This is a genomic window from Paenibacillus sp. CB74, from assembly GCF_055687625.1.
In genome coordinates this window covers 729143-753080 of sequence record NZ_CM146009.1, presented here as the reverse complement: position 1 = coordinate 753080, position 23938 = coordinate 729143, and the positions used below count along the sequence as shown (strand labels likewise).

Annotated in this window: 22 protein-coding genes; 3 read left to right on the top strand and 19 right to left on the bottom strand. The window is 47.6% G+C overall.

Translation table 11 applies throughout. From position 1 onward, the window contains the following. Positions 1 to 478 precede the first annotated feature (478 nt). A complete protein-coding gene (locus tag ACX9NY_RS03435) occupies positions 479 to 1723 on the top strand; it encodes a DNA polymerase IV (protein ID WP_472477067.1) in 1245 nt (414 codons plus the stop codon). Further along, positions 1720 to 2061, top strand: a complete 342-nt coding sequence (locus tag ACX9NY_RS03430; protein ID WP_472477065.1) for a YolD-like family protein — start codon at positions 1720 to 1722, stop codon at positions 2059 to 2061. The genes ACX9NY_RS03435 and ACX9NY_RS03430 overlap by 4 nt, the downstream gene beginning before the upstream one ends. A gap of 211 nt (positions 2062 to 2272) precedes the next feature. Here ACX9NY_RS03430 and glsA read toward each other — a convergent pair whose 3' ends face one another. The 10 genes from glsA to ACX9NY_RS03380 form a co-directional block, all read right to left on the bottom strand. After that, positions 2273 to 3214 (bottom strand): glutaminase A, encoded by a 942-nt coding sequence (glsA, locus tag ACX9NY_RS03425; protein ID WP_339235652.1) that lies wholly within the window; start codon positions 3212 to 3214, stop codon positions 2273 to 2275. Between the two features lie 139 nt (positions 3215 to 3353). Further along, on the bottom strand, positions 3354 to 3836 hold the full coding sequence (locus tag ACX9NY_RS03420; protein ID WP_339256303.1) for a GNAT family N-acetyltransferase: 483 nt from the start codon (positions 3834 to 3836) through the stop codon (positions 3354 to 3356). Further along, the gene (locus ACX9NY_RS03415; protein ID WP_339256305.1) at positions 3823 to 4002 is read right to left on the bottom strand and encodes a hypothetical protein; all 180 of its coding nucleotides are present in this window, start codon (positions 4000 to 4002) and stop codon (positions 3823 to 3825) included. Before ACX9NY_RS03415 ends, ACX9NY_RS03420 begins: the two co-directional genes overlap by 14 nt. A 98-nt stretch (positions 4003 to 4100) precedes the next feature. Further along, entirely contained in the window at positions 4101 to 5336 is a 1236-nt protein-coding gene (locus tag ACX9NY_RS03410; protein ID WP_472479202.1) for an L-lactate MFS transporter, read from the bottom strand. Positions 5337 to 5516: 180 nt separating this feature from the next. Beyond that, on the bottom strand, positions 5517 to 6311 hold the full coding sequence (locus ACX9NY_RS03405; RefSeq protein ID WP_472477062.1) for a LytR/AlgR family response regulator transcription factor: 795 nt from the start codon (positions 6309 to 6311) through the stop codon (positions 5517 to 5519). A gap of 10 nt (positions 6312 to 6321) precedes the next feature. Then, positions 6322 to 7974: a sensor histidine kinase gene (locus ACX9NY_RS03400; protein WP_339243138.1), complete on the bottom strand. Its 1653-nt coding sequence runs from the start codon at positions 7972 to 7974 to the stop codon at positions 6322 to 6324. 934 nt (positions 7975 to 8908) lie between these two features. Beyond that, complete coding sequence (locus ACX9NY_RS03395) at positions 8909 to 9196, bottom strand: stage VI sporulation protein F (protein WP_278299015.1); 288 nt, start codon at positions 9194 to 9196, stop codon at positions 8909 to 8911. 114 nt (positions 9197 to 9310) lie between these two features. Beyond that, positions 9311 to 11356 (bottom strand): ATP-dependent DNA helicase RecG, encoded by a 2046-nt coding sequence (recG, locus tag ACX9NY_RS03390; RefSeq protein ID WP_472477060.1) that lies wholly within the window; start codon positions 11354 to 11356, stop codon positions 9311 to 9313. 10 nt (positions 11357 to 11366) lie between these two features. Beyond that, positions 11367 to 12230: a DegV family protein gene (locus tag ACX9NY_RS03385; RefSeq protein ID WP_339235667.1), complete on the bottom strand. Its 864-nt coding sequence runs from the start codon at positions 12228 to 12230 to the stop codon at positions 11367 to 11369. Positions 12231 to 12306: 76 nt separating this feature from the next. Next, the gene (locus tag ACX9NY_RS03380) at positions 12307 to 14118 is read right to left on the bottom strand and encodes a DAK2 domain-containing protein (protein WP_472477058.1); all 1812 of its coding nucleotides are present in this window, start codon (positions 14116 to 14118) and stop codon (positions 12307 to 12309) included. 636 nt (positions 14119 to 14754) lie between these two features. Here ACX9NY_RS03380 and rpmB point away from each other — a divergent pair. Continuing rightward, positions 14755 to 14943 (top strand): 50S ribosomal protein L28, encoded by a 189-nt coding sequence (gene rpmB, locus ACX9NY_RS03375; protein WP_017687459.1) that lies wholly within the window; start codon positions 14755 to 14757, stop codon positions 14941 to 14943. 194 nt (positions 14944 to 15137) lie between these two features. Here the strand turns inward: rpmB and spoVM are convergent, their stop codons facing one another. The 9 genes from spoVM to fmt all read right to left on the bottom strand — a co-directional run bounded on the left by spoVM (position 15138) and on the right by fmt (position 23938). Next, on the bottom strand, positions 15138 to 15218 hold the full coding sequence (gene spoVM / locus ACX9NY_RS03370; protein WP_019424875.1) for a stage V sporulation protein SpoVM: 81 nt from the start codon (positions 15216 to 15218) through the stop codon (positions 15138 to 15140). Between the two features lie 167 nt (positions 15219 to 15385). Further along, the gene (locus tag ACX9NY_RS03365) at positions 15386 to 15637 is read right to left on the bottom strand and encodes a hypothetical protein (RefSeq protein WP_105410212.1); all 252 of its coding nucleotides are present in this window, start codon (positions 15635 to 15637) and stop codon (positions 15386 to 15388) included. A 3-nt stretch (positions 15638 to 15640) separates the two neighbouring features. Continuing rightward, positions 15641 to 16300 carry a ribulose-phosphate 3-epimerase gene (gene rpe, locus ACX9NY_RS03360; RefSeq protein WP_017687456.1) on the bottom strand — a complete coding sequence of 220 codons (660 nt, stop codon included), beginning with the start codon at positions 16298 to 16300 and terminating at the stop codon, positions 15641 to 15643. A 1-nt stretch (position 16301) separates the two neighbouring features. After that, the gene (gene rsgA / locus ACX9NY_RS03355; protein ID WP_472477055.1) at positions 16302 to 17210 is read right to left on the bottom strand and encodes a ribosome small subunit-dependent GTPase A; all 909 of its coding nucleotides are present in this window, start codon (positions 17208 to 17210) and stop codon (positions 16302 to 16304) included. Between the two features lie 61 nt (positions 17211 to 17271). Next, positions 17272 to 19485: a Stk1 family PASTA domain-containing Ser/Thr kinase gene (pknB, locus tag ACX9NY_RS03350; RefSeq protein ID WP_472477053.1), complete on the bottom strand. Its 2214-nt coding sequence runs from the start codon at positions 19483 to 19485 to the stop codon at positions 17272 to 17274. Next, positions 19482 to 20258 carry a Stp1/IreP family PP2C-type Ser/Thr phosphatase gene (locus tag ACX9NY_RS03345; protein ID WP_339235676.1) on the bottom strand — a complete coding sequence of 259 codons (777 nt, stop codon included), beginning with the start codon at positions 20256 to 20258 and terminating at the stop codon, positions 19482 to 19484. The genes pknB and ACX9NY_RS03345 overlap by 4 nt, the downstream gene beginning before the upstream one ends. A gap of 7 nt (positions 20259 to 20265) precedes the next feature. Next, the gene (gene rlmN, locus ACX9NY_RS03340; protein WP_036614609.1) at positions 20266 to 21306 is read right to left on the bottom strand and encodes a dual-specificity RNA methyltransferase RlmN; all 1041 of its coding nucleotides are present in this window, start codon (positions 21304 to 21306) and stop codon (positions 20266 to 20268) included. A 254-nt stretch (positions 21307 to 21560) separates the two neighbouring features. Continuing rightward, positions 21561 to 22988, bottom strand: a complete 1428-nt coding sequence (gene rsmB / locus ACX9NY_RS03335) for a 16S rRNA (cytosine(967)-C(5))-methyltransferase RsmB (RefSeq protein WP_472477050.1) — start codon at positions 22986 to 22988, stop codon at positions 21561 to 21563. Then, positions 22985 to 23938: a methionyl-tRNA formyltransferase gene (gene fmt / locus ACX9NY_RS03330; RefSeq protein WP_472477048.1), complete on the bottom strand. Its 954-nt coding sequence runs from the start codon at positions 23936 to 23938 to the stop codon at positions 22985 to 22987. The genes rsmB and fmt overlap by 4 nt, the downstream gene beginning before the upstream one ends.

The following is a 23938-nucleotide window of genomic DNA, read 5'->3' as shown; positions in this document are numbered from 1 at the left end:
TTAAACGCGAGTTATATTTTAAAGTTGCGGACGTTTTTACAGTATTAACCATAAAGATTACAAAATTGATACTATAGTCTGATAACGCATCAGCGATATTCCGCGTCACATCAAGGTTTTCTGAAAAGTGCAGAAAACCAAAAAAGGACATCAGTCCCCCTCTATAGGACTGTACCCATTTATAACCCTTTTACAAAAAGCGAAATGAACGCCCGGTCATCACCCTCAAGTCACGGATCTCTCACATTAAATGTAAAAAAGCACATCTTATTTCCTAATTTCTGACTCTAATATGGTCTTAGGGCAATTGTGTCCAATTTGCAAAATAATTCCGGTTGCCGCATTTTAAATTGTCATATATGCTTATAAAATAAGAACACTTGTTCCAAACTGTAAATTAAATGTTAAATAACGATATTCAAATGAAGATAATCCATGGTGAACAGAGTACCGCATCACGAATAAGGAGAGAAGTCTTATGTCCCGCCAAGACAGACGTGTCATCATGCTGGCTGACTGCCAGTCATTCTACGCCAGTGTGGAGAAGTCTGCACATCCCGAATACAAGGACCTCCCCCTCGTAGTCGCGGGAGACCCGGCCCGTCGCTCGGGTATTATTCTCGCAGCCTGTCCACTCGCCAAGTCCTATGGAATTACGACAGCAGAACGACTAGGCGAAGCACTCGCCAAATGTCCGGATGTCGTGGTTGTCCGCCCTCGGATGGCTGAGTACATTCGGGTGTCCCTTCATATTACACGCATCCTTCAGTCTTACACCGATCTGGTAGAGCCCTATAGTATTGATGAACAGTTTCTCGATGTAACCGGAAGTCTGGAGCTGTTCGGCAGCCCCGAGACGATTGCTCGCAGCATACAATCCAGGGTGATGGAGGAGACGGGTGTATACATTCGGATCGGCATCAGTGATACCAAAGTCGTTAGCAAGATGGCCTGTGACTTGTATGCCAAAAAAGTCCCAGGAGGCATCTGCACGCTGCCCCGCAAAGACCTGCCAACAACCATCTGGAAGAAGCCTGTACGAGACATGTTCATGGTCGGTTCCCGCATGGCGCAGCATCTCTACAAGATGGGGGTCCATACGATCGGTGATCTGGCCCAGACCCCACTGTCCCGACTCAGAGAACGTTGGGGTGTGAATGGCGAGGTACTATGGCGTATCGCCCGCGGTATGGATGATTCCCCGGTCAAACCCGGGACATATGCTAATCAGCAGCAGGGAATTGGACATCAGATGACGCTGCCCCGGGACTATGACTCGTGGGAAGATATCAAAGTGGTCCTGCTTGAACTGGCCGAACTCGTCAGTCGACGTTCCCGGGACAAATCACTTATGGGCCATGTGGTCTCGGTTGCATGTCGCGGACAGGATTATGATCGACCAACCGGATTCTCCCGTCAGATGAAGGTCAATGAACTCACCAACATTACGGACGAAGTATACGATGCGGCAGCAGCGCTGTTCCTGCGCCATTGGGACGGACTACCCATCCGCCGCATCAGCGTGTCACTGACCGGACTTGTACCCGATTCTGAAGTTCAGCTGTCCTGGTTCGATGACCGTGAACGCAAAAGAGAGCTGGAACGTGCGACAGATGATATCAAGCGCAGGTACGGAGATACTGCCATTATGCGGGCATCCTCCCTCTGCTCGTCCGCGCAAGCCCATGAACGTTCTCATAAAATTGGAGGTCATTATAAATGAGTAAAAAACTGCAGCAAAACGGTATCTTCGAATCCTCACGCATGATGCTCCCCGAACACCGGGAAGCCTACATTCTTCATCAGGAACAACTTGCTCCTCGTGCCCGCCCATCTCTGGATGCCCAGGCCGCGGAAGAAATGTCCCGTCTGCTCAGCAACTCGATGATGCTTGGAGATAGAGTCACCATTACGTTGTTTCACGAACATGACGATATTCGGTACACCGGCCAAGTGCTTCGGCTGGACCGTCCTGCCCGTACCCTCAGACTACGGATGGAAGATGGGTCCCGGGATATTCAGATGAACCTCATTACAAATGTGGCCCAAGCCAATGACTGAGGGCGTTTATACCTACCCCAGTGTTGTGGATTCTCCATGATAGGTGCACCTTAGTCGTTACATTCAGGACTGTCTTCCTACACATCCTGATGAATACCAAAAGCAGCCGACGAAACATACCCAGGCCATTTACTTCGTTCAAAAGAAGTAAAATATCGGATACGTGATTCATCGGCTACTTATAAGGGTATGGCTTTTTTTAGAAAACTTTTTAGAAAAAGCTCCAGTCGAATTCCTTGGACAGACGCTCAAGCAGATGCACGCCTGCAAGGCTGTTACCTTTGCGATTCAGAGCGGGTCCAATCACTCCAATACCGAACTGTCCCGGTACCAGAGTCAGAATCCCTCCGGAAACCCCACTTTTGGCGGGCAAACCGACTTCAATAGCGAATTCACCTGACGCATTATACATCCCACAGGTCGTCATGAAGGTTTTTGCAATCTGTACATACCGACGAGGGATGAGTTCTTCACCCGTAATCGGATCGGTTCCATCGTAAGCCAGAACCAGCGCCATGCGTGCCAAGTCCGCACAGGTCACTTCAATGGAACAATGACGGAAATACACGGCAAGTACATCTTCCACATCATCCTTGATCACACCATTATGCTTCAAGAAATATGCCAGTGAACGATTCAGGTGACCACTCTCCGACTCGGACTTGAATACATCCTCGTTATAACCCAACTGATCATTATGCGCGAGCCTACGGAAGAACTCCAGGATGCGCCGTGATTTCTCCTCTTTGCAATCTCCTCCAATGAGGGAGGACACCGTAATCGCGCCGGCATTGATCAACGGATTGAACGGAATTCCGGGTTCAACCAGCTCGAGCTTGATCATCGAGTCGTAATCATCGCCTGTAGGTTCTTTTCCTACATTAAAGAAGACTGCTTCTTCTCCATGATCCATTAAGGCCAGAATTAAGGTGAAGACTTTGGAGATACTTTGCATCGTAAATGGCACACCGCAATCCCCTGCCGACACATGATTGCCTTCGGCGTCCATGATATGTATACCCAGCTCATCCTGAGAAGCTTTGACAAGCTCCGGGATATAAGAAGCGACTTTACCTTGCCCTGTGTGCAACCGACTGGTCTCCAGCCACTCCGGCAGTAAATCATTCAGACGCTCCATGGTTGTATTGCTCATATGTCATCTCCTCCACATCTCTATATGTACCTCTTGCATGAAATGTGCATGGTGAGCGCCCATATCATTAATGAGCAATGCGCTCCATCCATCCCATGCAAGATGCCTCATATGTCTGATTACCCGCAGAACAGTTACTTTACCGCTTCATTTGAAGATCTAACTCCAAAATCTCACCAGGAAGACCATCATAATCCCCTGTCCAGGTGGATACAAAGTTCTGTCTGGTTAAAATCTGGCGGGAAGCGACGTTAGACGGATCGATAACAGCATAGAGCGATCCAATCCCTGCGGCTTGTGCCTGGATAATCAACCGTGACGCAATGGATGTCCCTTGGCCCTTGCCCCAATGTTCGGGCAGAATCATATAACCTATTTCAGCCCGATTCGGGTCTTTCTGATCTGGAATCAGTTTGGCATAGGCTACTCCCGCTCCTTCTTCACTGAATACTCGGTAATGTCCACATGTGGAACGTTCATTAAACTCCAGCATGGATTCGAATTGCGTTCTCGCCTCTTGCTCCGGTATTGCCCGTTCTGTAATCTGTTTCATCACTTCCGTATTGGAAACCAATGCGTAATAATCGTCAAAATCAGGTTGTGTGTATTTAATGAATTTCATGATATGCCTCCTCTGGGGTACATAACTTGGTCTTGGTGTTGTTGAATTCACCTAGAGTATAACAGAAGCGAATGATGGAATGCACACAAGGCACCCCACTTGCAGGCAGCCGGATGGTCCAAAAGGCCAACAGTCTGACCAGCAATTTGGCAACAATAGATACCAAAAAGCGGCCTCATCTGGAGACCGCTTTGTTTACTTTGTTTTTAATTTGCTTTTTAAGATGAAGAAATATTCTCTGTTCGGTGCTTCCAAAGCGTGCTATTAGCTTGCCCGTGATGAAGGCTTAAGGTTCATCTGTTTTTCACGTTGACGTTCACGACGACCTTGACCTGGAGGGGTAATGATCAGTGCGAGCAACAGGGAGACTGCACAGAGTACGGCAATCACGATGAAGGTTAGATGGAACCCGCCCAGCAGGGCGCTGATGAATGATCCTGCCAAAGCACCAAATCCAAAGCCCTGATAAATCACTCCATAGTTTTTGCTCTGATTTTTCAGTCCGAAGTAATCAGCCACAATCGCCGGGAATACCGTAATGTTACCGCCGAAGCAGAATGCAACGGCCGCCACACAGGCGAAGAAGATCCCGAAGGTCAATGGAACCAGACTAAGTGTCATGACAGCTACAGCTGTCACCAGCAGCGCACCAGCGATGACTTTCATTCGTCCCACTTTGTCCGACAGCGCACCGAGAATAATACGTCCTGCCGTGTTAAAGATCGCAACCATGGCCACTGCGTTGGCAGCTGTAGCTACATCTAGACCTGCAAGCTGTACACCGATATCTTTGACAATACCGATTAGATACAGACCGCTCATACACGCTGTGAAGAAAATAACGAACAACATGTACGCTTCTTTTGTACGCAGCATCTCTTTCACCGTGTAGTCCTGACGCGCCACCACTTGTTTCGGGCCATTCTTGCTTGCCGGAGCCTGTTCACGAACAACCGCTTCACGGATCAGGAATGATCCGGCAACCACCAGAGCCAGAACAATAATGCCCCAGTACATAAATGCCTGAGCAGGACCAACGGCCCCGATCAATGCCGAGTTCACATATTTGAACAATAAACTACCGGTACCAAAAGCTCCGACTGAGATCCCCGAGATCAGACCTTTACGTTCCGGGAACCACTTGATCAGATTGGATAGCGACGTAATGTACGCTGTACCATCTGCAAAACCAACGACAAATCCAGCCAAAATGTACAGCAGAGTTAATGAAGAGACTTGGGAACTTAGAATAAGACCCAGCCCAAGCACAACCCCGGCCACACGAATCAGGCGCTGAAGACCCCAACGTTCCTGCAACCGCCCTGCAAACAATGTGGCAAATGCCAAAGCAAAACTGGTAATTGAAAAAGTTATCGCGACCGAGCTGACGTCCCATCCGAAACGATCAGACAGCGGTTGATTGAATAAACTCCACGTATAGATGGTTCCAAGACCCATTTGTACAATGATAGTCCCCAAAACAATAAGCCAGCGGTTCATTTTTGTAGGTGTAATTGTTGATGTAGGTGCTGATGAAGCGGATGAAATAGCTGCTTTCATCGTGATCTCCCCTTTGCCGATGTCATATACATGAATGCGTTCACAAGGTAATCATACATGAAAGGGGATTCATTACACCGTTTTGAGCATGAGTTGCATCAGATGCGGAATGAAATGCTTCTAGATGCGCATGAGTTGCCTGAACTCTTTGACCTTCCCGCGACTCACGGGCACTTCAGCTTCCAGATCGCGCAGGCGAAGCAGGTACGTATTGTTGAACCAAGGTACGATTTCACGGATTTGCGACAGATTTACAACGTACGAACGGTGGCAGCGAAAGAACGTATCCTGTGGCAGACGGCTATGAAAATCCGATATGCTCACTGGCATGGTGAACTCCCCATTTTTGGTATATACCTTCGTCACTTTCTCTTGCGCTTCCGCATAGTAGATATCTGCCGTATCCGTAACAATAATATTGTCATTCCGCAGCAGATTAATTCTTCTGTTGGGATGGGAATTCGTATCTCGTACCAGTTCACCGTGCGCGGCAGATCCATCTTCCATAGGGGCTGGTTCATCCTCAACATATTGCTCCACTGGCGCATGATCGCGCTTGAATGCTATCTCCAGCTTATGGAGCATCGCAGCGATTCTCTTCTCGTCATAAGGCTTCAAAATATAATCAAATGCCTCCAACTCAAAGGCTTCTGCTGCATGTTCCTTGTATGCCGTAGTAAAAACAATATAGGGTTTTGTTGCAAATTTCCCAATATGATGGGCCAGCATCATGCCGTCCAGCGAGGGAATATTGATATCGAGGAAAATGACATCCACTTCTTGTTCCTGCAAAAATTTCAGTACATCCAGCCCGTCTTCAAGGCGATCCACCACCTCAATCTGGCTATGTTCCTGGATTAAGTAATTCAATTCCTCGCTTGCCAGAATCTCGTCTTCCACAATAAGAGCTCTCATCGATCCATCATCACCTTGTTACGACATCTCCTTTGGGCACATCAAATAAAATATCGGTTCCTTGTTCCAGCCTGGTAATGGTTACACCTTGTCCGTAAATAAGCTTGACCCGGCGATGCACATTATACAGCCCGATCTGGTTACCAGGCATACGGTCATGGTAGACCCGTTCAATAATATCTGCACTGATCCCTGCCCCTGTATCGCTGACACTAATGCGAACAAACTCCGGATAATCCTGTACCCGAATTCGAACAGTACCCGGTCCTTTCACCTTGAGAATGCCATGAATAATGGCATTTTCGACGAGCGGCTGGATGACAAGACTCGGAATATGCACCGCGACCTCATCAATCTCATAGATTACATTCAGTCGGCTGCCAAAGCGGGCTTTCTCAATCTCTACATAATTACGGACCTGCTCCAGTTCCTTATGAATATCAATTAACTCATCCGACAGTTCCAGATTGTACCGCATGTATCCGGATAGATTCACAATCAGCTCCCGCGCACGATCCGGTTTGGTTCGAATGGACGAAGCAATCGCATTTAGCGCATTAAACAGAAAATGAGGGTGAATGGTTGTCTGTAATGCACGCAGCTCCGCTTTGTTGGCAGCAGCCTTGATCTCCTCTACCCGCGATACCTCCATCTGGGTCGAGATGATCTGCGACAGACCTACAGCCATCGTTTGCAAAGGATACGTAATTTTATAGGCTTTGCGATAATAGATTTTGAGCGCACCTGTAATTTCTCCTCGTTCTTTAAGCGGAATGATTAACAGCGAGTGGATATCCGGTGTTTTCTCATCAATGACATCATTACTGATTGTAATCTCCCCGCTGGAGATCGTCTTCTTGGTCATCTCACTTATAATTTCATTGCCAATATGATATCGTTCCTCACCAAATCCTACATATGCCAGTACATTCCGGGTATCCGTAATCGCAACGGCATCTGCCTGAATATCCTCCTGAATAATACGGCAGATTTTGCGCAGAGAATCCTCGTCAATGGAACGGAAGTACGGCAAGGTTTTGTTAGCAATCTCTAGGGCGAGCTTCGCCTGACGAGCTGCAATCATTTCCTTTTCCCCTTCAACACTCTGCACCAGGAGCACAATCAGCCCTATGTTGACTTCACCCAGAATCATAGGCAGCGCAATCTTCGAAACAATATCTGCACCCAATGGATCGGGATAGGAAAATAGCAGGATCAGTAACATCGTGAGCGCTTCACAGATCATACCTGCTCCAATACCGATGATCCATCGCTTAGGCTTGGGCGTGTACTTATGTATATATCCGGATACCAGACCCGCCAGGATACTCGTGATTAGACAAGGTATAGCTGTGACACCATCCATATCGATCAAATACCGATGTACACCTGACACAATCCCCGTAATAATACCCACAGGCGCCCCGAACAAAATACCACCCGATAGCACCGCTATAATGCGGACATTCACCAGTGAACCTTCCACATTAATGCCCGTATACGTTCCGAAGATGGCAAAAGCACAGAATAACAAGGTAACCGCAATAGACTCCTGCCACCTTAATTTCCCCTTTTGCAGAATCTGCCTAAACCTCGGCACCCTCGACAGAAAGAATAAAAATATAATCAACAGCGCCGCCCGTTCAAATAAACCAAGCAGCATCGTAAACATCTCCAATCGTACTTCCTCCACATCTGTCTGAAAATAAAAGGCATGTCTCATTGTAATGCCAATCCGCCACAACATCTATAAATTAACTCTGATTCACACAACTAACTTGTATGCAACAGTTTACCGCTCCCCCTGGAGGAAAGCAAAGTACATCCTGTGACAATCAAAAAAGGGAATATGTGAAGATCAACCATCACCTCATATTTCCATAAAATCAACAAATACAGAAATTCCTATGATATAATTAATGACTTGTCATGTTATTCCAATTGGTCAAAAATTAATTACAGAAAGGTGTTCAAGCATGCTTGCCATTATACTCCTAGGTTCACTTCTGCTTTTTAGTCTAATATGGCTTATCCTATATGGTGTCTCCAGACGATCGAACGATCCTGATCGCTCAACAAGACTTGTCCTGCAAATGATTTTATTTATTTCAATCCTGGTCTTACTTGTGCAAGACTACATCCTGAAAGAATTGCCTTCCAATAGCATTATCATTGTAGTTCTAATCATAACTTTAATCATCATCAGCTCTTTTCCTGATCAAAGTAAGAGTGCAGCAGATAAAATTACATAATCATTCCATTTAATGCCCAACTAAAACCTCCATCATCCCAACTGCTCTCCACCACAAAAAAAGGGTGTTCCACCATGTCATACATGACTAGTGGAACACCCCTTCCTAAACTACCAAACAATCATTCATGTAATTTGGTTTTTCTAAAGTACTTTCGTTTACACAACAACGGAGAGGACAGAAATAACCTAAAGAAGCGAAGTGTGCGCCTTTATCCCCGGATTTTGCCCTTGGAAAGGGTCAATCAGAAAATCTGGGGATAACAGCGCTCGGAAGGTTATTCTGTCATCGTAGTGCCCCCGTGTAAACAACTCTCTTTAGTTAACCCAACATTACATCGAATCCCTACCTAAACATCCCCCACAGCTTAATCAAATGAAACGTATTGTTCGGATCAATCTTCTGCGCGAGTACAAACGCAACAAACTGCTCCTCCTGTGCCGCAGAAAAATTCTCATTCATAATGACTGCTGAAGACTTGACCAGCCTTCTGACCTTGGCCTTATCTTGCAGATCAGACTTGGTCACCCCATCAATCAACTTTTTGATACGCTCTTTAACTGCGGGGTTTTTCATCTTTAGTTTGATCCGCTCCACCAGTTGCGGACTAATTCCATATTGTTGGTAACCCAAAACGTATAGCACCTCCCAAAAAATGAACTCACTTCTTATTCATATGTCGGGAGGGCTTGTACACTTGTCTTTTTTTACAAAGGTAATATGAAAAACCAGCTATCAAAGCAAGCTTTAGTCAATCAGATCACCCTTAAATACTTGCTGTTGCTGTAGGAAATCACGCAAAGGTGCGTAGTCCACAGATGTCCAGAAATTTACTTCCGCAATCAACTGGGATACATCATCTCGGGCTTGTTCCAGCACAGCAAAATCGGCAACCATATCAGCAAGACGGAACTCGGGCAATCCGCTCTGTTTGGTACCAAAGAAGTCACCCGGACCCCGAAGATCGAGATCCCGACGAGATACCTCGAATCCATCCTCCGTTTCCGTCATGACTTTCATACGTTCCTGTCCGACCTCTGTCTTGGGATCAGCAATGAGTACACAATAGGATGCATGGGCCCCACGACCAACCCGACCACGAAGCTGATGCAGCTGGGACAGACCGAAACGGTCCGCATCCATAATGACCATTAACGTGGCATTCGGCACATCGACCCCGACCTCCACAACGGTGGTGGAGACCAGCAGCTGAATATCATTGCTATAGAAGTCACGCATCATCTCTTCTTTCTCCGCAGCCGTCATCCGTCCATGCAGCAGACCTACACGATATTTCGGAAAGTTCTGCTGCATCTGCACATGCAGATCAATCGCATTCTGCACATCCAGCTTCTCCGACTCTTCAATGAGCGGACAGATCAGATAGGCCTGACGCCCCTGATCCACTTCTCTGGAGATAAACCCGAGCACCCGCTCCATCATATCGTGCTTGACCCAATACGTAGAGATTGGAATCCGTCCCTTCGGACGTTCCGAGATGGTGGATACTTCAATGTCACCAAAAGCCGTAATTGCCAGTGTCCGTGGAATGGGTGTAGCCGTCATCGTTAACACATCTGGATTATATCCTTTGCGTCGTAAAACGCTGCGCTGATTCACCCCGAAGCGATGCTGCTCGTCCGTCACCACAAGACCCAGATCACGGAAGAAGACATCTTCCTGAATCAGGGCGTGTGTACCCACCACGATATCCATCATGCCCATTTGCAACGAGGCGATCAGATCTTTACGCTTACGTCCATTTACACTGCCCGTTAACAGCCCTACAGTTACCCCAAACGGTTCAAACAGCTTTTGCAGTGAACGCATATGCTGCTCCGCCAGAATCTCTGTAGGCACCATCAGAGCCCCTTGAAAACCGGATCGAACAGTCGTGTATAGCGCAATTGCCGCAATAACCGTTTTACCCGATCCTACATCACCCTGCAATAACCGATTCATTGCATAAGGCGAACGCATATCATGCAGAATTTCAAGCTCCACCTTTTTCTGAGCATCTGTCAGTTCAAATGGTAAACTGCGTACAAACTCACGAATCGTTGTATTGTCCGTGGTATGTACCACACCATCCATCCGATTCCGGTTGAGCGCACGATACGCCTGCATTTTCAGCTGGAACAGAAACAGTTCTTCATACACCATCCGCTGTCTGGCCTGTTGGCCTTCCCGGTTGTCCTGTGGACGATGAATTCCCGCAATCGCTTGCTTACGCGGCATCAAGCTGTATTTCCTCATCAAGGACTGGGGCAGAATCTCGGGAATCATATCCCCGAACTGAATCAATCCCTGATTAATCGTTTTGCGCATCCATTGTTGCGTCAGCTTGCCGGTTACCGAATATACAGGTTGCAGTGTACCTGAACGCCCATCGCCTTTATCGGGAAACTCCGAGTCGGTAACTGTCATCTGCATGCGCTTTTGTTCCCACTTCCCCGTAATCACAATCTCACGATTGGGCGTAAGCTGTTCTTTGAGAAAATGGCGATTGAACCAGGTCGCTGTAATCATCCACTCTTCCGTCATGATCTTACAGGTGAGACGGGACTTTTTACCGTATCGTTGTAATACAGGAATGCCCATCACCTGTCCCTGGACCGTAATCTTGTCCCCATCCTTCACTTCACTAAGCGAACGCAGACGATAGTCCTCATAACGGAACGGATAATATTCAAGCAGGTCTTTAACAGTAGAGATGCCAAAGGCGTGAAGCTCTCCCTCTTTGAGAGCACTCACGCCGTTAATTTGCTTAACAGATATTTCTTCCAATTTCATGTCTAATCCCTCATTCCGGAACAGGCCACATAAAGATCGCAATGACACCAGGTCCAACATGACTGCCAATTACGGCTCCAATATTGGTATAGATCACTTCATTCACTGTAAAATGACCACGCAGCTGCTCTGCACAAGCGATCGCTGATCCCGGGTCAGCGGTATGACCTACCGCGAGGTTAACCCGTTTGCCTGCAAGATCCTTCTGGAACAGCTCAATAATGCGTGCCATTGCCTTTTTATGACCTCTGACTTTCTCAACTGCGTAGATAACGCCTTCTTCATCAATAGACAGGATCGGCTTAATGTTAAGCAACGTTCCCAAGATGGCTGAAGCTTTGCCAATCCGACCGCCTTTTTGCAGATACTCAAGGGTATCCACCAGAAAGAACAATTTACGAGATTTTTGCATCTCTTCAATGGCAGCAGCGATTTCGACTGCTGACTTCCCCTGTTCGGCAAGTTCAGCAGCCTGTACCACCATTAGACCGTATCCATACGATGCTGACTTCGAATCCAGCACGGTGATGTCACCCTCACGCTCCAGCAAAGACTTGCCAAGCATGGCCGATTGGTAGGTACCACTCATGCCGGATGACAGGTGGATGGATACAATCGGGCGTTCCGGGTTCTCATCCAGAAGTGATTGATATACATTCATGAAATCAGTTGGAGAAGGCTGTGAAGTTGTAGGCAACACAGAAACCTTCTTCAATTTTTCGTAGAACTGTTCCGAAGTCAGATCAACGCCATCTGCATAAGTCTCTTCACCGAACAGAACGCGCAACGGAACAATATGAATCCCGTATTTGCGAATGAGTTCTTCGGGAATATCCGCCGTACTGTCTGTTACTATCGCAACCTTGTGGCTCATGACTCTCCTCCTCTTTGCCAGAGTGCTATTGGTACCTGTTCAAAAACTCAATAAGAGACGTTTTGAACAACCTTTATTAGGACTCTACGGAGAACAAATAATAATACACAGGCTGTCCTCCACGATGTACCTCTACCTCAGCATCAGGATACTCTACTTCAAGCCATGCAGCGAGGGCAGCAGTAACCTCAGGGTCAGCTTCGTCCCCTTCAAGGATCGTCACCACTTCATCTCCGCTCTCCATCATCTGCTTGAGCAGACCTTCACATGCTTGAAGCATGACTTCATCCGTCGCTACAATTTTGGAGTTATGAATACCAATATAGTGTCCCGCCTTGATATCCAATTCATCATATTGCGTATCACGAACCGCATGAGTTACTTGACCGGACTGTACCCGGCTGATGGCCTCCAACATTTGGTCACGGTTCGTTTCCGCAGACTCATCTTCCTGGAATGCAAAAGCAGCAGCCATTCCCTGTGGAATGGTCTTGCTCGGAATAACCGTAATTCGGCGCTCATCTTCAAGCAGTTCACGTGCCTGCTCCGCAGCCAGTACAATATTCGAGTTATTCGGGAGTATGAATACCTGCTCCGCAGCAATGGAGCGAACGGCTTTTACAAAATCTTCCGTGCTCGGATTCATCGTCTGTCCACCGGACAGAACAACATCGACGCCAAGACTTTGGAAAATCTCTGCAATACCGTCACCGGAGGATACCGCAATAAAACCATACGGTGCCATCTCATCTGCAGGAAGCACAGCTTCTTCCATACTGCGTGCTGCCTCAGGTGGAATCTCTGCAAACAATTCAGGTGATGGAGCAATATCCATGCCTGCTGTCAGGAGATCCCGATGCTGTTCACGCATATTGAGAATATGAATCTGTGTAATCTCACCATAATGCAGTGCCAGATTCAACACATCGCCTGGAGTTTTGGAATGGACATGAACTTTGATAACTTCATCATCGGCAATGATAATGATCGAATCCCCGTTAACTGACAACGCTTTCCGGAATGCCTCATCATCAAATGCCACTCCTGCGTTCTCTCCAAGTTCACGATTAATGAAGAATTCCATATCATACAGGAATTCAATATCCTCCGTTTCCAATCTCGCCTGAGCAGACAATGGCATCTCCGGCGCAATCACCTGCTGTTGTGCAGGCTTCTTGATATCCAATTCTGCCGGTGCAGCCGGTTTCAAAGCAGATGCTGCCACGGATGGGGTTACTTCTTTGTTCAGCGAAGTACGATTCACACCGTCACTTTGCAGCAATACTTCCATAAAGCCCTCGTAGATATATACAAGCCCCTGACCACCTGAATCCACAACACCCACCTGTTTCAGTACAGGAAGCAATTCCGGAGTCATGGCCAGTGCTTCTTTTGCTTTTAACAAAACTTCATTCATTAATTCAGTAATATCATTCGTCCGTCTTGCGTAGTAGTTGGCATGTTTCGCCGCTTCCTTGGCTACGGTAAGAATGGTCCCTTCAACGGGTTTTACGACTGCTTTGTAAGCTGCGTCAACACCGTTCTGCAGGGCTGCTGCAAATTGGAGCGTATTCAGTTCCTCATAGGGAGCAGCTGAACGACTAAAACCACGGAACAATTGCGACAGAATAACTCCTGAATTCCCCCGTGCGCCCATAAGCAGGCCTTTCGATAGAATACCGGCAGCTTCGCCGATGGAGGCAGAACTTTTTCTTTTAATCTCTGCGACTCCTGCACTCATTGTCAAATTCATGTTCGTTCCCGTGTCACCATCCGGCACAGGGAAAACATTCAGGGAATTGACGTGCTCTGCATGCTGTCCAAGTTGTTCCGCTCCGGCAAGTACCATTGCGGTGAAATCTGTTCCATTTAAAGAACGTATACTCAAGTGAGAATTCCCCTTCCTAGCTTGATACACGAACACCTTGCACCAAGATGTGTCTGGTCTGTTCATGCGCTAACGCGGACTGCGTTATTCTTCGTCCATACCTTGTCCGGCACAGGCATACAATACAACATGTCAGCCGGATTAACGGTCTGGGCGGCCGGGCTACCAATATCCTGCACTCTCTGCACCCCTAACTTCGGGGCATACGGATATGCACCGGTATCAAGAGCCGGCATGAATGCCGCGTGGAGACTGGTGCCAATGATGGAATGCCGCAGCTCACAGCGTTGCCAAAAAGCAGACCACCGACCTCTAGGTACGGTGTATTCTCCGACTTCCTCGCGGCAACAGCCTGTTCACCACTGTATTATGGACTACTCAACATTGTACTATATTAGGCAGGAGAAATAAATAAAGTTTTTGGATCAGTTGACGAAGCTTTTTTGATTATGATATTATATTCAAGTATTGTTTTATGCAGGTTAAGTAATGGAAATGATCCGGTCATGCCGGCTTAAACAACGCCATTAGCTACTGAAGCCTGATCTTTATGATCAGGAAGAACAATTTAGTCCTTATGGAATGACTTTTCGTTTCTGAAGGCAACTGGTTATTTTAGGATAGGAGGTGTAATCTATGTCTCGCAAATGTTATGTGACAGGTAAGAAACCGGGCACCGGTAACCACGTATCCCACGCTAACAACCGTAACCGTCGTACTTGGGGCGTAAACGTTCAGAAGGTCCGCATTCTCGTTGACGGCAAACCAAAACGTGTATACGTAAGCACCCGTGCACTGAAAGCCGGTAAAGTGACTCGCGTATAATCACGCAAAGCTACTATAAATCGGGTAAGCAAAAAGCACCTTGTTCCTTGCAGGTGCTTTTTTGGTATTCAAAAAAGGGATTCTTGAATACACTCATGAACATGTGAATGGCCGCCGCATGGCGCTTCGCAGGTACGAATTCCAGATTAGCCTGAGCCAAAGCGGCGGTATTCCCTGTTACCTTATCAATCAGATCAGTTCTTTTGAAACGTATTAAGAATCGCCTTTACAAACCCTCCCAAAAACTTCGGCAGTTTGAATGTGTAAAATTTCATAATTCACCCTCCCCATCATGCTCATGCGTCCGCCGTATCCTATGCTTCAGGCCTTCTTTACCTCAAACACGACAAAAAAGGCTACATGAGAAACCTGCTCATGTAACCATATTTATGCGGAACCATCGATCCCTATTCCACAATGACAAGCCCGAAGATCAGGTCATTTACGTTTGGGTAGGAATATATTGATAGGCAGCGATCATGAAAACACTCATTAGATAATACAGTATGCCGAAGATAACAAAAGTAACCCGATGTCCCGTACGATCAAATTTGCGGAAATACATAATAACAACACCTACCCCGATCAATGACGTAATGGCATTATACGGGGACTGAATGACCGCAAACAGAGCAAGCACAAGTCCCGTTACGAGACTCGCAGCCATCGTCCACAGCGTCTCCTTAAGAGTCATCAATTAGCCTCCGTAGCTACGGCGAATTTCAGTAATCGCTGCAGCACGATCTTCACGTCCAAATACGGCACTACCGGCAACGAGTACATCTGCTCCAGCTTCCACCACAAGCGGGGCTGTGTCGGCAGCAATTCCGCCATCCACTTCGATATGTACATCATGACGTCCCTTTTCATTCAACCAGGTACGAATTTGCTTGATTTTGTTCATGGTACCTGAGATGAAAGCCTGTCCGCCAAATCCAGGATTGACCGTCATAACAAGAACCATGTCCACATCATCCAGTACTTCAAGAATAGCAGACGCTGGCGTTCCCGGATTAAGGGCAACTCCTGCTTTCACTCCCTGCTCCTTGATCAGATGAATAACGCGGTGCAGATGCACACAAGCCTCAGCATGCACGGTAATGACTGCTGCACCGGCTTTGGCAAATTCCTCAACATAACGTTCCGGATTCTCAATCATCAAATGCACATCGAGCGGCAAGCTTGTATGCGGTGCGATCGCCTTTACAATCGCGGGTCCAAGCGTAATATTAGGGACAAAGTGACCGTCCATAACGTCAACATGGATCCAGTCTCCTCCTGCAGCTTGGGCTTCGGCAACTTCCGCACCAAGGCGGGCAAAATCAGCTGATAATATCGATGGGGCAATTTTAATCATGTTAATACCTCCGCTTCTTATCTTTCATTTCGGTTAGGAACTGCACATAGTGCTGATATCGGCTTTCGGAGATTAGACCTTCCTCCTTGGCCGCGAGCACACGACAACCTGGTTCATGGGTATGGGTACACCCCCGGAACTTGCACTGATCTGCAAACTGGGCGAATTCCCGGAAACACGTGGAGAGTTCCTCCACACCAATCTCCAGAAAGTCCAGTTGGCTGAACCCTGGCGTATCCGCCACAAATCCACCATTATCCAAGGGGATAAGTTCTACGTGCCTGGTGGTGTGTTTCCCTCGTCCAAGACGCATGCTGATCGCACTCGTCTCCAGCGTTAGGCCGGGCATCAATGCATTTAACATGGACGACTTGCCTACACCGGATTGACCAGAGAATACGCTAATCTTGCCAGCGAGGCGATCTCTGAGCAGTTCACTGCCTTCACCGGTACGTGAACTTGTGGAAATCACTTCGTAACCAACCTGTTCATACAATGCTTTCACTTCAGCAACAGTGTCTTTGGCTGGATCAGCCAAATCCTGTTTGGTCAGCACAATCAGAGCATCCAGACCAGCCTGCTCGATGTGAACAAGGAACTTGTCCAACAAATTCAGGTTCATATCCGGTTCTTTCACCGAGAATAACAGAACAGCCAAACTTACATTGGCCACTGGAGGACGGATGAGTTCCGTATCACGCTTCCGGATTTCATCCACCGTTCCTTCACCGTTCTCAGTCAACATGTAGCTGACGCGGTCACCTACAAGCGGTGATGTTCCCCGTTTTCTGAAGATACCTCTGGCTCGACATTGAACGGCGGAACCTTCAACCGAAGGAACCCCGTTGTCTTCCACTGGCATGACATAATAGTAACCGCTTAGCGCTTTAACGATGATACCTTCTGGCATAGCTCCGTCGTCCTCCTTTTGATGGTGGTACATTTAATCCAGACGCCAGCATAAGCCGCCCTTATGGACGGCTTGATGCGTTAATGACTTCCTTTTTCTTCTTCTCTTTTTCCTTGCCGGGCTCCTTACCCTTATTCATGGCAGAAGTGTCTTCATCTACGCTGTCACCTTCACCGTCTGCCGGTGTGGACTCAGGCTCACCTTCCTGATTGGGGTCACCACTGCCCTCATCAACACTGCCTTGGCCTGGATCAGGCTCATTTTCTGGCGGCGTCTGCGTGTTTGGTTCCGGGTCAATGGAAGGTACGTTTACTGTTCCGTTTTTGGCTTCACTGTAGGAGACGAGATACGTATCCAGGAACTGTCCATCACGATATACAGACACAGCCCCATTTTCATTTGGAGCGAGCACAAGCGGAATGGTCAAGGTCTGGGTTGAGTTCACGGTGCGTGTTCCCCATTCCTGATTCTTGCCGCGTGCGTCTTCATACGTGATACGAATTTTACTGTTTTTACCATCTTCTTTAGGTGATACATTGATATTAAACGGATATTTCAGCGCTTCAGGCGGATACCCTGTACTGATAAAGATTGTAATCTTATCGCCAGGATTAACCTCTGTGCCCGCTTCCACAGGCCACTGCTGCGTCACTTTCCCCTGATCCACCGTATAACTTGATTCTTCCTGCACCTGAGCAAGCACAAGTCCAGCAGATTTCAGTTTTTCTTCGGCTTCACTGCGGGTTAAATTTTTCAAATCAGGCATTTTGACCGTTTCAGTGCCTTTACTTACGGTTAGCTCAATCTGAACGGCCTCTGGATCGAATTCCTCATTGACACCCGGGGTCTGGGAAATAACAGAACCTGAAGGCACATCATTAGAGAATTCATCTTTCCGCTGAATCTGATCTTCCTTAATGCCAAGCGCAGTCAGCTTCTTGACAGCCTCATCATAAGTTTCCTGTTTGACATCAATCATCTTCACCAGTTCTTTTTCTGCACCCACACTGAGTTGGACCTCAGAACCTTCTTTGACGACATCGCCTTCTTTTCTGCTCTGGTCAAAGACAATACCGGGTTCAACACCCTCCTGATAGAGACGGATGACCTCATCACTGACGACGAGTCCTTTCTCCTCAAGCATTTCGCGAGCTTTTTCTTCTGTCTGGGTGATCACGTTAGGCACGGTAACTTCAGGTACAACCAGCATACCTTTGACATACCATACAACGCCCACCATGGCGATTAGAATAAGAACGGTTAATGAAATGAGTAATGCTGGTTTTTTCCAGTTCTTAGCTTTCGCTTTACCCTTGCCAGTTTCTTCGTCAGACTCCATCACTGGCACCGCACCCGTCGACGTAACTCCGCGCGGTTCAGGCTTGATCGCTGGCATAACGCGGGTCTGGTCTATATCATCCTCATCCGGAAAATCAATCTTCGTTTCATTACGTCTCTCCGGCATCAGGCAAGTTTCCAGATCAGTCTGCATTTCCTTGGCCGACTGATAACGTTCCTGCGGATTTTTACGCATGGATTTCAAGATGACATTTTCCACACTTTGCGGAATCAATGGATTAAATTTGCGTGGTTCATCGAACTCTTCCTGCAAATGCTTCAATGCCACACTGATTGGACTTTCACCCAGAAACGGAAGTTGCCCAGTAAGCATTTGGTAAAGTACGATCCCAAGAGAATATAAGTCCGATTTTTCACCAGTAACGATGCCTTTGGCATGTTCCGGTGAGAAGTAATGTACAGAACCAACTACGGAACCCGTCTGCGTAATCGTTGTAGATGTAACTGCACGGGCGATCCCAAAGTCCGTTACCTTCACGCGGCCATTCCGGCCAATTAATATATTATGCGGTTTGATATCCCGATGAATGATTTGATTATGATGTGCATGATCAAGAGCATCTGCAATCTGTGATGCAATGCGGACCGATTCGTCCACTTGCAGAGGCGCACGCTCTTTAATAATTTCATTCAGGTTTTTGCCTTCCACATACTCCATGACAATATAATGAACGTCATCTTCCTGCCCCACGTCATAAATGCTAACTACATTCGGATGAGACAGTGATGCTGCCGATTGTGCTTCTCTGCGGAAACGGCGAATAAACTCTTCGTCATGCACAAACTGTTGTCTTAGAACTTTAATCGCTACATTCCGGTTCAACAGAAGATCCTGGGCTTTGTACACAAGAGCCATGCCGCCACCGCCGACACGCTCAATCACTTCATAGCGTCCGCCTAGCTGGTGCCCAATCATGACTCACACCCCGTTTCCGTATCCACGGAACCATCCTTCTGCAACTCGAACAAGGCAACCGTGATGTTGTCGTCTCCCCCAGCAAGTAAAGCCAACTGAAGCAGTCGGTCTGCACGATCTTCGAGTGCCAGTTCCAGATTGCCGGCAACCTGAATAATCTGCTCATTGCTGACCAGGTTACTGAGACCATCACTGCACAGGAGAAGAACTTCGCCTTCCTCCAGCTTGACGGTATCCAGGTCTACCTTCACCTCGGCATCGGTTCCAAGTGCACGAGTTAACACGTTGCGACGTGGATGATGGGACACATCCTCTTTGCTAATCTGACCGTTTTTGAACAATTCATTCACCAGTGTATGGTCCTCGGTTAGCTGGATCACAGCTTTGTTCGCAATTTTGTAGGCTCTGCTATCCCCGATGTGTCCAATAACACCTTCCGTATCGTTTAATAATGCCGCAACCACGGTTGTTCCCATGTTGTGATACTTGTCATCTGTGGATGCCGTGCGGAAGATAACTTCGTTGGCATGCAAAATAGCATCGCTTAGAGCTGCAGACAGAGACGCATGTGACAGACCTGGTTCCAGTGTTCCCAAATCTTGTACCAACGTCTCCACTGCCAAGCGGCTTGCCGTATCCCCTGCAAGATGTCCACCCATGCCATCGGCAACAATACCCAGAATATATCCTGTATCCAGATTACGAATCCAGGCTGAATCTTCATTCACCGAACGCACTCGTCCGATATGGCTCACATGAACTGTTTTGATCAAAACGTTCTCACCTCAACTCCATATGCTTTGCACGAAGCTGACCGCAAGCGGCAGCAATATCATGTCCCTGTTCACGACGAATGGTTACATTAACACCCTGTTCCGAGAGAATCTTCTGAAAATTGAAAATGTCGCTTCTCGATGTTCTTACGTACTTGCGTTCAGGTACATGGTTAACCGGAATCAGATTCACGTGGCATAACATGTTCTTAAGCACACTTGCCAGTTCCGCTGCATGCTCTGGCTGATCGTTTACGCCACCAATCAGTGCATACTCAAACGTAATTCTCCGTCCTGTTTTGGCCAGATAATAACGAAGAGACTCCATTACGTCTTCAAAAGGAAAACGACGGTTAACCGGCATCAATTTCGAACGAAGTGCATCATTCGGTGCATGAATCGAAATGGCGAGGTTAATCTGTGTATCTTCATCTGCAAACTTGTAGATGTTCGGAACAATTCCGCTCGTTGATACCGTGATATGACGCTGACCAATGTTCAATCCTTTTTCATGAATCATGATGCGCAGGAAAGTCATCGTTGCTTCATAGTTTTCGAAAGGTTCACCCGAACCCATGATTACAATGCTGCTGACACGCTCGCCGCGTTCATCCAGAATTTTCTGAGCCTGTACAACCTGGGCAACAATCTCTCCGGCCGTAAGGTTACGCTTGAGTCCGCCCAATGTAGATGCACAGAACGTACAACCAATACGACATCCAACCTGCGTGGTTACACAGATGCTGTTCCCGTAGTTATGCTTCATAATTACGGTCTCGATGGCATGATCATCATGAAGACCAAAAAGGAATTTAACCGTTCCATCCTTGGATTCAAACTTTGTAATTTCCTTAAGCGTTACGAATTCAAATTGCTCTGTCAGCTTCTCACGCAATGGCTTGGACAGATTCGTCATCTCACTGAAATCATTCACGCGTTTTACATAAATCCAGTCAAAGATTTGACCACCGCGAAACGCCGGCTCTCCATTCTCCACAGCCCATTGCTGCAATTGTTCCAGAGAATAATCATATATAAAAGGTTTCATTTTGTTGTCAACACCTATTCCTTCTTTTCTTTTCGTTTGGCTTCCTTCTTTTCGTTCCATTCGTCCTATTCTATCACAAAGACCAGGTTACATCCATGTATACCCTTGATATCTGTACTTCATGCATTATAACACCTGAATGCCGCAATCGCACCCTGTCATCCCTTTTCTCTAACCATTATGCTGAAGTCCCATCACAAAGAAATCCGCCGAAGTTCCCCTCGGCGGCCGTGCTTCCGTGCTCTATTAAACTGTTATTCCACTGTTTTTGTCAACCGTGCGATGAAAAATCCGTCGCTGTGAGCGTATTGTGGCAAAATCTGAACGCCTCCGTTCACAACCTTCAATTTCGCTGTCTCCGATTCAGTCCAGACAGATGCTTCTGCTGGACGATATTCCGGATGTCGATTCAAGAAGTCTGCGACCATATCCTCATTCTCAGCAGGCTCAATTGTACATGTGCTGTACACCAAAATACCACCTGGTTTTAACAACGGCGCAACACGATCAAGCAGTTCACGTTGCAAGCTTGCGATATCTTTGATGTCTTCTATGGATTTGGTCCATTTTACATCGGGCTTCCGCCGAATAACACCCAGGCCGGAACATGGCGCATCCAGCAAAATGCGGTCAAACGATGCTTCCGGATACCGCTCGTTCAGATCAAGAGCATCTCCAGTTACAACATCGATGCAGCTCAGACCGAGACGCTCCGCCTGATCCAGGATCAACTGGCGCTTATGAGCATGTACATCGTTCGCGACAATACGACCGCGATCGTGCATTTTCTCCGCCATGTGAGCTGTTTTACCACCCGGAGCTGCGCAGCAATCCAATACAAGTTGGTCTTCTTCTGGTGCAACTGCTTCAGCAACCAGCATGGAACTTTCGTCCTGTACAGAGAACAAGCCGTCCCGATACCAGGACGTTAGTGCCATATTCCCACCACTGCGTACAAGAATTCCATCCGAACTCAACTGAGAAGCTTCAACGACTGCACCTGCGTTTGCCATCTCATGCATCAGTTTCTCCCGTGTGGTCATTGTTGTATTAACTCGGACACTCACTGCTGGAGGCTCATTATTCGCACGGCAGATGGCTTCCGCTGTCTCCGCGCCATAATAGGCGATCCAGCGTTCAACCATCCATAACGGGTGGGAATGTTCCAGTGAAATACGTTCGGCAAACGGCAGATTCTCTGGAATACGAAGTTCATCCCGATTGCGAATCATATTGCGCAGTACACCATTCACCATTCCCGAGATTCCCTGATGGCCCAGTTTCTTCGCCAGATTAACCGCTTCGCTCACCACGGCATGCTCCGGAATACGATCCAGATATATCATCTGATATACGCTGATCCGCAGCAGACTGCGAACCCAAGGTTGCAGTTTGGATACTCCTTTGGCGACGTACCGTTCCAGATAATAATCAAGTGTATTCAATCTGGCGATTGTTCCATACACCAATTCGGTAGCTAGTCCAGCATCCGCAGGGCTCAGTTCAGCCTCTTTCAGACGACGATTCAACTCCAGATTACTGTATGCTCCATCTTGCTCAACAGCACTCAGAACCTTGACTGCCAATGCACGAGCAGATGTTTTGGGTTTCTGGGGGCGAGATGCACCACTTGTAGCTTTATGACCTTTTCCCGACGAACGACCTGGTGTGTTACCACTCATCGCAGCACCGTTCCAGATTTCAATGTACCGCCACGGGCAAAGTCAGCCGCCTTCATCACTTTTTTGCCTGCAGGCTGCACCTCAGTCAACCACAGAGATCCATTACCTGTACGAACTTCAATCCCTGTCTTGTTCAATTGTAGCACTGTTCCTGGCTCTGCTTGTCCAGCATCCGAAGAGGTTTCCAGATCCACCTGATCGGGGTTAGCCGCAGCCCATACTTTGAAGACCTGATCATCCCACATCGTAAATGCACCCGAAAACGGCACAAGGCCGCGGATCTGATTGAACAATTCACGTGAAGTACGACTCCAGTCCATCTTCTCGTCATCCCGAGTCAGATTGCGAGCATACGAAGCCTCGGCATCATCTTGAGGGACTGCCGTTGTCTCGCCTGCAATCAATCGCGGCATTTCTGCCTGAAGCAGTTTGGAACCAGCCTCACTTAATTTATCAAACATCGATCCTGATGTATCTTCGTCCGTAATTGGCAGTTCCACACGCGAGATCATATCTCCGGTATCCAGGCCTTCAGCCATATACATCAATGTGACTCCTGTCACGGATTCTCCGTTAATAATGGAACGTTGGATTGGAGCTCCTCCCCGATATTTCGGCAAAAGAGAGCCGTGCACGTTCACACAACCGCGAACAGGCATATCCAGCACGGCTTTGGGCAGAATCTGGCCAAAAGCCGCAGTCACGATCAGGTCCGGCTTCCATTCAGCCAAGCGGGCTACCGCTTCCGGATCACGCAGTTTAACGGGTTGAAACACAGGCAGACCGTGGCGTTCTGCCGCGGCCTTAACCGGTGTTGGCGTAAGTACTTTTTTTCGTCCCTGTGGTTTATCAGGCTGAGTCACCACACCCACCACATTGTACCCCTCTGCAATCAGCATATCGAGAGAAGGAACTGCAAATTCAGGTGTTCCCATAAAAACAATATTCAA